This is a genomic window from Clostridia bacterium (assembly GCA_017394805.1).
Lineage (GTDB): Bacteria > Bacillota > Clostridia > Christensenellales > CAG-1252 > RUG14300.
Map to the genome: position 1 here is coordinate 148,178 of JAFPXC010000013.1, position 10,761 is coordinate 158,938.

A 10,761-nucleotide genomic window follows, 5' to 3' on the forward strand; every position below is an offset into this window, starting at 1 on the left:
GTTTTTCCGCAACCTTTTCCTCGTCACCTTTCTTCGCTCTTGTGCCAATTTCCCCCATACGTATCCCCCTTTTTCGCCCCAACCCCGCTGCCCAAACCTCTCTTGTATTCGTCTATTCCCACACAAGCGGTATAAGATTTTGGTCGCTATGCTCCCCAAATCCGTCCCGTCTTTCCAAAGGGGACGTGCCCCAACCCAACATGCCAAATTGGTCGTTCAGCGGATAGAATAAAAGGCTGTATCACACTTCTTGTTTAGCACTTCCATTAAGCAACGCGTTTGAGACCACCGTAACGGGTCTTCACAAGGATTGAGCCGAACTCGCTGTCGTAGACATAGTCCTTGTTCCAGACATAAGCAAAGGCGTAGTAGGTATTAGGAGTATTGTAAAACATAATTATATCGTCCCATTCGTCTTTCTCGTCCGGGATATAGAGGAAAGAGTAGCACTCACCGAACTCGGCGTATTCGTGAGTAACGGCAAATACCAGCGCATAGAAACAAGAAATATGGAGTATTATAGTTGAAGAGTGGTGTAAACAATGTCTTTCTATAGAAGAAGTTAAGTTGTTCTTAGAACGGATAGCGGAGGCACTTTCACAATAATCATCTACAGTGCGGATATGAAATATCTGTAGATTGATGGCTTTTCCCAGTCTACCTGTCGTTTTCATGCCACATTATTGACTTTAGTGTCGAAGAATAGTATGATAAATGCTATGGAGTACTGCTATGACGAATGAACGAATAGACGGGTGGGCTGAATTATTATTAGACACAGGTAAACGAAATAATCTAGTCAATTTTAGAGACACTGTTTCTTCTACTTTGGAAATAGTGCTTCCATCTCCTGATAGACTTTTTTCCCTTGTGTGCTCTAATGGCACGTTAGAGGTTTATTTCCCCGAAACATTGCCGATGTTTGTCGATGAAGATGGCGCGGAAACTATTTCAAAAGATAATTATATTGCCTCCTGTCGTGGGGCAATTCGTCATAACCAAATTGTGGTTTATAGCAAAAGAGGCAAGCATCTAAATGTGCTAAAATCTATCTCGAAAAAAGCGGCATCCGCGATGGAGGAAACTGGTGTTAACGTCGCTTATATTGCCATGGGGTTTGTACATTGGACTGAAAGCAAAGACTCGGAAATCGTTATGCGTGCGCCTGTACTACTTGCCCCCATTACTATTCGCAATGATTCTTCGATCGATCCTTTTTATATCTCGGTTGTAGATGATATTATCGTTAACCCGACGTTTGCATATAAACTACAAAACGAATATGGCATTAAACTGCACGCTTATGATGATACAGGCGTTATTGGATATCTCAATTATGTTGCAGACTTGCTATCTCAACTCAAATGGGATGTTTCTCATGAATGCAAAATAGGTTTGTTTTCGTTTTTGAAAATAAATATGTATCAGGACATCAAAGATAATGCCGCTTTGATTGCCCAAAATGGGAACGTGAAAGGTATGCTCGGGGATGAGTATCAACAGGAGAGTGCATCATTTGAGTACGAAAAATCTACCGAACAACCAATAGATATAAGAAACATCCATGAAGTAATAGATGCGGATTCCAGCCAAATTGAGGCGATAAGTATGGCGCAAAGCGGTAGGAGTTTTGTCATACAAGGGCCTCCTGGGACTGGGAAAAGTCAAACCATTACTAACATCATTGCCGAGTGTCTTTCCGCAGGGAAAAAGGTGCTGTTTGTTTCTGAAAAGCTTGCAGCTCTAAATGTCGTGCATGATAAGTTGAAAAGAGTTGGGTTGGCTGATTTTTGTTTGGAGTTGCATAGTCATAAGGCAAACAAAAAAGATGTTGTTAAAGAACTCATAAGAACCATTAAAGCACCAAAAACAATTGTATCTCCTCGCGCACAAACAGAGTTAGATGAATTATACCGTACGCAAAAATGTCTAGATGATTATACAACCGAGTTGCATACGGTTCGTCCTGTTATAGAAACGACTTTGTATCAGTTGTTTGAAAGCGCAGCAGCTTGTCGTTCTGCACAAACACTAGAATATGTTATCCCAAATATACAAAACAAAGGAAAGGCATATTTAAAAGATGTTTTAGAATTATTATCAAGATATTCAGTTTTTGCTTCAACGATAGGGGAGGATTATCACAAATCCCCTTGGTATGGTTTCAAGGTGGGTAGTTGCACATATGAAGCCAAAATACAATTGAGGCATACGTTAGAGGCTGTCATCAACCGCGGTATAGCCTTATCGGCTATAGCGGAAAGCATACAAACACGCTTTCATATTGCAATTATCAGTTCAAATGATATAGTACAAATAAAGGAATTGCTTGAAATAATGGCGGGATCCGTATGGTTCTATCCATTATTTATAGCACCCGAAACACGTAAGCGTTGTCGCGTGGCTCTAACGAAAGCAAAAGAAAGAAGAAACAACCTCAATGAGATTCGGGGTTTAGTTACTAGATATTTCGATGAGGATATTTTAACCATTGATGCGATACGTTATTATAATTTGTTGACGAACAAGTATCACAGTATTATCGCACGATTGTTTTCCAAAGAATACAAGGACATTTGTTGTTTAATTGAGAATTATTCAAGAGGGAAGAAGGTTTCTTATCGAACTGCGACGGAAATACTCGAAAAAATATGTGCTTATAGAAAAAGCGAAGCAAAATACAAGGCTGAACTTGAAGCGTTGGCCGTCTATTTTGACGAGGTTGATGATACAATCATTGATAGTTATGAAGATATCATTACGATGTTGGATCGGCTATCCAAGCTTGACACTTGGACGCTTGATTTAGCAGCATTTAGTGCAATAACTAATGAGTCTTACAAAACGTTAATGTTGGATGTCAAGCCCTATGTCGAAATCATTCAGCAAACATTAGATAGCACGGAACAAGAGTATAATAGCCTTGTAAACAGCTTTTTCTCAGACGAATTTGATATTGCAGGAAGTTCGTTTGATCGCGTTCAAAACAAATTGGAGGCTATGCTTAAATCATACGATTTAATGGAGCATTGGAGCGATTTTAGTAGGCTCATGGGTAGTGCTAAAGATTTGGGACTTCAAGACTTCATAGATTTTGCAATAGATAAAGGGTTGCATGCCAACGATCTTTGCGATGCATATGAAAAAGTATTTATCACTCAATGGATTGATAATATTATGTACAGTAGTCCTATTCTCGTGTCGTTAACACGTATTATGCATGATAATTCTATTAGTACGTTCCGACAAAAGGACACTTTGCGTTTTGATATTAATCGCGCATACATAAAATCACAGCTTTCTGCACAACGCCCAGATTTGGATATGGTTACAGGTGGTAGTTCAACGTCTATTATCTTGCGAGAAGGAGAAAAGAAACGAAAACTAAAAAGCATCCGAACATTACTCCTTGAAACGGGTGAACTAATACAAACAATCAAGCCCTGCTTTTTAATGTCACCATTAAGTGTAAGCACTTACTTGGCCCCCGAAACAAAGTTTGATGTTGTTATATTTGATGAGGCATCTCAGATACTGCCACAGGATGCTGTCGGCGCAATATATAGAGGAGAACAGTTGATTGTTGTTGGCGACTCAAAGCAAATGCCACCGAGCAATTTCTTTATGACATTGACAGAGGATGATGATGAAGATGAGGATGAAGGTATTGCAGATTATGAATCAATACTAGATATATGCTCGTCTTTTATGCCGCAACTTCGGTTGAAGTGGCATTACCGAAGCAGATTCGAACAACTAATCGCCTTTTCAAACAAAAACTTTTATGAAAATGATCTTGTCACATTTCCTTCGGCTTTACAAGATGGAGATGGTGTAGGTGTTAATTATTATAACGCTAATGGTACATATGATAGAAAGACAAAAACAAATAGGGCTGAAGCAGAGGCTATTGTTGACATGGTATTTGACCATTTCGAAAAGTTCCCAAATAGAAGTTTGGGCGTTGTGGCATTCAACATTAATCAACAAGAATTGATAGATCGTTTAATTTCAATGAGGCGTCAAAAGGATGTCTCTAAAGAAAGCTTTTTTAATACTGAGCGACCGGAACCGTTTTTTGTAAAGAATCTTGAAACCGTGCAGGGCGATGAAAGAGATACCATCATTTTTAGTATTGCCTACGCTCCAGATGCACAAGGTCGATTTATTTTGAATTTTGGTCCCCTCAATAGAGATGGCGGAGAACGGCGATTGAATGTTGCTGTTACTCGTGCTAAGTACAATGTAAAAGTTGTATCATCCATTCACGCTTTTAACATCGATTTATCCCGAACCAGTTCTAATGGAACTCGCTTGCTTCGAGAGTACTTGGATTATGCCGAGAATGGAACAGTAGCATTAGAGCGTTCTATTCAAGTGAATGCATTTGAACAATATGACTCTGACTTTGAATTAGAAGTTGGTGATTATTTGCGTGATAATGGCTATGCAATAGATACACAAGTAGGTTGCTCTTCGTTTAGAATAGATATTGCAATAAAAGAACCGAACACATCTCATTATCTCCTTGCCGTCGAATGTGACGGTGCTTCATATCATTCTTCAAGAAGTGCACGCGACCGCGATAGATTACGTCAAGAAATCTTAGAGCGTATGGGATGGAAGTTCTATCGTATTTGGTCAACTGATTGGTTTAGAAACAAAGCAATCGAACAACAAAAGCTTCTTGACGCCGCCTCAAGTGCGCTCAAGGCTACATGTTTTACCGAAGTACCTGTTGACACCAAGCAAGACACACCTTCGTTTGAGGTTACAAATGATGACATTGGTTTTGATTTCCCTATCTATCGTAGTTATTCAATTTGGGAATTAGAGTATTCATACAGCAATCCATTTGCCCTCATTCGTTCTATAGTCGAGAAAGAATCACCTGTTTCAGAGGAATGGCTGTTGAAACGGATAGTTCCTATTTTCGGAAGAGAGAAAGTAACAAGCGTGGTTCGTGATGAATATGAAAGGCTTATGTGGGGATGCGAAAGTAAAGGCATTGCCATAAAAGATGGCTTCCTTTACCGTATAGGTGCCCCAATACCCATGTTGCGTATACCTGGCAAGAACGAGTTTTCTCCTCGTGAAATCAAGTATATAGCTTTAGAGGAATTGGCCAACGGGTTGGAGGAAATTGTACGTCAGAACGTAACGGTAAATAAAAACAATCTTTTCCAATTTATTGTACAAAAACTAGGCTTTTCTCGTACCGGGGATGCAATCTATGGTCGACTAAATACTGCACTCAAATTGTGTAAAAACGTTTTGGAATCTAATGGAGTACTTTCCTATATAAAGCCTAATCAATGATTTGTAATTGAGCTTTGAACATAGATGGGATGCAAGAAATACTAATAGACTCAAAAGTTATTATTCCTGCTAAACCCTATCCCAAAGCAATCTTTCATGTAAAACAAAACGAACCGCGAAGTACGGTTCGTTTTATTTGGATATGGTGAGAGGTGGTACAAGATTTTTCGCCTGTGGCGAAAAATCCGTCCCGCCCTTCCAAGGGGGACGTGCACCAACACACAAGATACGCACATACTGTGCTATTTTTTGTGTGCAAAGTCGTCTCTTGTGCAAGCACAGATGCTACTTCGCGCACAAAAAAACACAGACCTAGAGGTCTGTGTCTTGTGTGTTGGTGCCGAAGGCGGGACTCGAACCCGCACGTAGGGTTAGTACAATGGATTTTGAGTCCATCACGTCTACCAATTCCATCACTTCGGCATATTGCTCAATAATAATAGCATAATGGCGGGTGCTTGGCAAGTATTTTTGATAAAAAAATTGCCGAAAGGCACAAAAAGTTTTGACGGTATGCGCGTCGCGTTGGCGCAAGAAGGGGAGAGGAAAGGCCGAATCGTCTTGCTGCGTTCATTCGTTTGGCGCAAGGCGGCGAAGTATGCTATAATCGAAGCAAGCGTGCAAGCACGAGCGAAGCGAAGTATTTGCATAACGCTTGCGCACCATCGCAACCGAACGCAGGGAGCGCAGCGACCAATCCATACGCAGTATAGATACCATTCGTAAGGATGGGCGTTCGTATGGTTGTATAATACTCCCGAGTCGTGCCACGCTGCACCGAAAGAGGAGACGGTATGAAAGGAATAGAGTTGTCCAAACGCTACTACAAAGAATTCGGCGCGCCCATGATAGCGGCGCAATTCGCCGACGTGGCCGATCGCATCGCCGTCGGTCTAGTCGGGCACGGCAGCGAGTGCTTCGGCTATGACGACGAGGTATCGCGCGATCACGATTTCAGTGGCGGCTTTTGCCTATGGCTCACCGACGAGGACTATCTTTCGTTCGGCCAAGAACTCCAGACCGCCTATCTCCATCTTCCGCAGGAGTACGAGGGCGTGCGCCTTTCTCGCACGGGCATGGACGCCCAAAGTTATCGCGGCGTCATGCGCATATCCGATTTTTACCGTCCGTACGTGGGCGACGTACAGCCCCCCGTGGATTTGCGTGCGTGGCTTGCCATCGACGAAACCTACTTGGCCGAAGCGACCAACGGCGTCGTGTTCCGCGACGATTTGGATGCGTTCAGCCGCATACGTAGGGGGCTTTTGCGTTACCCTGAGGACGTTCGGCTCAAAAAACTCGCGGCGCATTTGTTGTTCGCCGCGCAGAGCGGTCAGTACAACTACGCGCGCTGTATGGCGCACGGCGAAGAGGGCGCGGCGGTGCTTGCCTTGCACGTCTTCGTCGAGCATATAGCCAGGGCCGCGTTCCTGTTGGCGGGGCGATACGCGCCCTACTACAAGTGGCTGTTGCGCGCCATGGACGAGTTCCCCTTGGGACAGGCCGTTCGTCCGCAGCTTACGGCGTTGCTCACCCGTTCGCATACGGTCGCCACGTTGGGCGAGGACGTCGCGCTCATCGACGAAGCGTGCCGCCTGGTAGTCGAGGCCCTACGCGAGGCGGGGCTTTCTTGCGCGCCCAACGACTATCTCGAGCCGCACGCCTACCAGGTACGCCGTCAAATCAAGGACTCTGCCTTGCGCCTCATGCACGTCATGCACGGGGTATAGCGAAAATGGCGATGCCCTATCAAATTTCTTGATACCTTATTGTCGCGTATGCGTTGACAGCACCGACGGGTATGGGGTACAATACAAAAAACGAGAGGAGAGCACTATGCGCATTGCTATCGGTTGCGACCACGGCGGCATCGTTTTGAAACCCGCCATTTTGAAATATTTGGAAGACAAAGGTATCGAATACGTAGATTACGGCACCTACACCACCGACTCGGTGGACTATCCAGACTACGCCGTTCCCGTCGCCGAGGCCGTGCAGAGCGGCGCCGCCGACAAAGGTATATTGATGTGCGGCACGGGCATCGGCATCACCATCGCCGCCAACAAGTTCGACGGCATACGCGCCGCCGTCGTGTCCGACGAGTTTTGCGCCGCCGCCACCGCCGAGCACAACAACGCCAATATTTTGGGACTTGGCGGGCGCGTGGTCACCCCCGAGAAGGCCGTCAAATTGGTGGATATCTGGCTCAACACCCCCTATGCGGGCGGGCGCCACCAAAACCGTCTCGACAAAATCACCGCTATCGAAAAGAGTCAAAAGAGCCGTTCCTGACGGTCACACGTAAGAAAATTTTAGGAGGTTTACATATATGTCCAAAATCGTCATTTTCGATCATCCGCTTATCACCCACAAAGTCACCATGATGCGCGACAAGAACACGCCGAGCAAGGATTTCCGCGCTCTCTTGGACGAGATTTCTCTCCTCATGGGCTACGAAGTTACGCGTGACCTTCCTTTGGAAGAAGTGGAAATCGAAACCCCCATTTGCAAAACCAAACAAAAGATGTTGGCCGGGCGCCAAATCGGTATCGTGCCTATTTTGCGTGCAGGCTTGGGCATGGTGGACGGCATTTTGAAGCTCGTCCCCGCGGCGAAAGTCGGGCATATCGGTTGCTATCGCGATCCCGAGACGGCCACTCCCGTGGAGTACTACTGCAAACTTCCCGTTGACGCCGAGCAACGCGAGATCATCGTGGTCGACCCCATGCTCGCCACGGGCGGTAGCGCCATCATGGCCATCAACTTCATCAAGGCCAAGGGCGTCAAGACCATCAAGTTCATGTGCCTTATCGCCGCGCCCGAGGGCCTCAAAGCCCTCTCCGAAGCGCATCCCGACGTGGATATCTTCATCGCCGCCATGGACGACCACCTCAACGAGCACAAGTATATCGTGCCCGGTCTTGGGGATGCCGGCGACCGTATCTTCGGAACGAAATAAACAAGGCTCATCTTTGCGCGATAAAAGGGGACGTTCGCGTTGCCGCTCATACCGTGTACGTCATAGTACACTGGGTATTCGACGGCGACGTTAGGACGCCCCTTTTCTCATTACAAAGCCGAGCCTTTCTTATCCCGTTCTCGTATAGCCACGTTTTTATGTGAAAACACTTCGCTCGTTCACTTGCGCCGTGTACGCCTAGTACACTAGGCACGCGATTCACTTCGTTAGAAAGCACACTCACTCATCTCAATTCTGCGACTACTTGTCGTAGAACGCAACCGCTTCGCGGATTTTCACGGAGCGGTTTTGTTATTCGACGGCGACGGGCGATTGAATTCCGTATAATTTACGCATCGTTCCCACCGAAAATGCGGTGGACTATTGACTACGGCGTTCGTATGGTTGTATAATGGATACGTTCTTGTGACTGACGGATCAGTGGAGCGTACCACGGGGAGCAAGGACCAAGAGGCCGACCGTCTGGGCATACTCGGGGAGAGTATGCCTTTTTTGTAGAAACGCGGTCGAGGTGAAGGAGGAGGCTATGGATACGGAAGCGAAAAACGTGCAGGAATTGCTATCGGGCAACGCCTATCCCGGCAGAGGGATCTTGGTGGGCAAGAGCGCGGACGGCAAATACGCCGTTTTTGCCTACTTCATTATGGGGCGCAGCAACAACAGCCGCAACCGCGTGCTGGTGCGCGAGGGCGACAGCCTGTTTACGCGCCCATTCGACGCGAGCAAGGTCAAAGATCCTTCGCTTATCATCTATCGCGCGGCGCGTTTCGTGCCCCGTGGCGTCATCGTCACCAACGGCGACCAGACCGATACCGTGTACGACGCGCTGTCTTGCGCCAAGGGCTTCGCGGACGCACTCGATACACGCACCTACGAGCCGGACGCCCCCAACTACACCCCGCGCATCAGCGCTTTGCTTAGTTTTGGCGAAGGCGGCACGTACACCTACGGCATGAGCATTCTTCGCAAAGCGGACGACAGCCCCGATTGCATTCGCGCCTACTTCGATTACGAGGGGAAGGACGGGCTCGGCCATCTTATTCACACCTACCAAACGGACGGCAATCCCTTGCCCTCTTTCTGCGGTGCGCCGCGAGCGGTGCGCCTGCCGTCGAGCCTTGACGCTTTGGGCGACAGCCTGTGGGCCTCGTTGGACGAAGGTAACAAAATAGCCCTATACGTATGTGCCAAAAACGTACAAACGGGCGAAATGGAAGAGAAAATCTACAACAAAAATCAAGCGTAACGGAGATAAAAAATGCAAGAGTTCTATTTGAAATACGGTTGCAATCCCCACCAAAAACCCGCGCGCGTCTATATGGAAGACGGCGCCGAATTGCCCTTCGAGATATTGAACGGCCGCCCCGGCTATATCAACTTCCTCGACGCGCTCAACTCGTGGCAACTCGTCCGCGAGATCAAGGCGGCCACGGGGCAGGTTGCCGCCACTTCGTTCAAGCACGTATCGCCCACCTCGGCCGCCATTGGCAACCCCCTTTCGCCCCGCCTCATGCAGTCCTGCTTCGTGGACGATATCGAGGGATTGAACGATTCCCCCGTCGCCTGCGCCTATGCGCGTGCCCGCGGCACCGACCGTATGTCCTCTTTCGGCGATTGGATAGCCCTCTCGGACGAGTGCGACCTCACCACTGCCAAAATCATCGCCCGCGAGGTGTCGGACGGCATCATCGCGCCCGCCTACAATGACGAAGCCTTGGCGCTTCTTCGCACCAAACGCGGCGGCAACTACAGCGTCGTGCGCATAGATCCCGATTACGTGCCCGCCCCCGTGGAGCGCAAGCAGGTGTTCGGCGTCACCTTCGAGCAAGGCCGCAACGACGTGGCATTGTCCACGGAGAGCCTCGGGCGCGTCGTCACCGCCAACGCCGACTTCCCCTCCGACAAGCAATTAGACGCCGTCGTTGCGCTCATCACCCTCAAATACACCCAATCCAACTCGGTGTGCTTTGCCTACGACGGTCAAGCCATCGGCGTGGGCGCGGGACAGCAAAGCCGCATCCATTGTACCCGCCTTGCCGCGGGCAAAGCCGACCTATGGCACCTACGGCAGACGGACGAGGTGCTGTCCTTGCCCTTCCGTCCCGACCTCAAACGCGCGGACAAAAACAACGTCATCGACCTCTATCTGTCCGATTACGACGCGGAGGACGTGCTGTCCGACGCCAATTGGCCGCGCTATTTCACCACCCGCCCCGCACCCTTCACGCGGGCGGCGAAAGACGCCTACCTCGCGGGCATATGCGGCGTCACCGTGGTGAGCGACGCGTTCTTCCCCTTCGCGGACAATATCGAACGCGCCCACCGTAGCGGCGTCACCTACGTCGTCCAACCGGGCGGCTCGGTGCGCGACGAGGACGTCATCGCCACAGCCGACAAGTACGGTATGGTCATGACCTTCTCGGGCATTCGCCTGTTTCACCATTGATTTTGTGCGCGTCGTG

At 48.1% G+C, this 10,761-nt stretch carries 7 protein-coding genes and 1 tRNA gene; 6 read left to right on the forward strand and 2 right to left on the reverse strand.

The features are described 5' to 3' along the window. Positions 1-266 precede the first annotated feature (266 nt). On the reverse strand, positions 267-674 hold the full coding sequence (locus II896_03735) for a hypothetical protein (GenBank protein MBQ4443758.1): 408 nt from the start codon (positions 672-674) through the stop codon (positions 267-269). Between the two features lie 58 nt (positions 675-732). Between II896_03735 and II896_03740 the strand changes: the two genes are divergently transcribed. Next, positions 733-5,319, forward strand: coding sequence for a DUF4011 domain-containing protein (locus tag II896_03740; protein ID MBQ4443759.1), 4,587 nt, complete (start codon positions 733-735; stop codon positions 5,317-5,319). Positions 5,320-5,654: 335 nt separating this feature from the next. Here II896_03740 and II896_03745 read toward each other — a convergent pair. Beyond that, positions 5,655-5,742 (reverse strand) — tRNA-Leu (locus II896_03745). A 371-nt stretch (positions 5,743-6,113) separates the two neighbouring features. Between II896_03745 and II896_03750 the strand changes: the two genes are divergently transcribed. The 5 genes from II896_03750 (at position 6,114) to II896_03770 (ending at position 10,745) form a co-directional block, all read left to right on the forward strand. Further along, positions 6,114-7,049: a DUF4037 domain-containing protein gene (locus tag II896_03750; protein MBQ4443760.1), complete on the forward strand. Its 936-nt coding sequence runs from the start codon at positions 6,114-6,116 to the stop codon at positions 7,047-7,049. 106 nt (positions 7,050-7,155) lie between these two features. Next, the gene (gene rpiB, locus II896_03755; GenBank protein ID MBQ4443761.1) at positions 7,156-7,611 is read left to right on the forward strand and encodes a ribose 5-phosphate isomerase B; all 456 of its coding nucleotides are present in this window, start codon (positions 7,156-7,158) and stop codon (positions 7,609-7,611) included. A 37-nt stretch (positions 7,612-7,648) separates the two neighbouring features. Beyond that, positions 7,649-8,278, forward strand: a complete 630-nt coding sequence (gene upp / locus II896_03760) for a uracil phosphoribosyltransferase (protein ID MBQ4443762.1) — start codon at positions 7,649-7,651, stop codon at positions 8,276-8,278. A 547-nt stretch (positions 8,279-8,825) separates the two neighbouring features. Further along, positions 8,826-9,545: an inosine monophosphate cyclohydrolase gene (locus tag II896_03765; protein ID MBQ4443763.1), complete on the forward strand. Its 720-nt coding sequence runs from the start codon at positions 8,826-8,828 to the stop codon at positions 9,543-9,545. A 12-nt stretch (positions 9,546-9,557) separates the two neighbouring features. Next, positions 9,558-10,745, forward strand: coding sequence for a phosphoribosylaminoimidazolecarboxamide formyltransferase (locus II896_03770; GenBank protein MBQ4443764.1), 1,188 nt, complete (start codon positions 9,558-9,560; stop codon positions 10,743-10,745). The last annotated feature ends 16 nt before the right edge of the window (positions 10,746-10,761 follow it).

Excerpts from the sequence above, each read along its gene's own strand:
- II896_03735 (MBQ4443758.1), bottom strand. The coding sequence starts at position 674 with ATGAAAACGACAGGTAGACTGGGAAAAGCCATCAATCTACAGATATTT.
- II896_03765 (MBQ4443763.1), top strand. The coding sequence starts at position 8,826 with ATGGATACGGAAGCGAAAAACGTGCAGGAATTGCTATCGGGCAACGCC.
- II896_03770 (MBQ4443764.1), top strand. The coding sequence starts at position 9,558 with ATGCAAGAGTTCTATTTGAAATACGGTTGCAATCCCCACCAAAAACCC.
- II896_03750 (MBQ4443760.1), top strand. The coding sequence starts at position 6,114 with ATGAAAGGAATAGAGTTGTCCAAACGCTACTACAAAGAATTCGGCGCG.
- II896_03740 (MBQ4443759.1), top strand. The coding sequence starts at position 733 with ATGACGAATGAACGAATAGACGGGTGGGCTGAATTATTATTAGACACA.
- rpiB (MBQ4443761.1), top strand. The coding sequence starts at position 7,156 with ATGCGCATTGCTATCGGTTGCGACCACGGCGGCATCGTTTTGAAACCC.
- upp (MBQ4443762.1), top strand. The coding sequence starts at position 7,649 with ATGTCCAAAATCGTCATTTTCGATCATCCGCTTATCACCCACAAAGTC.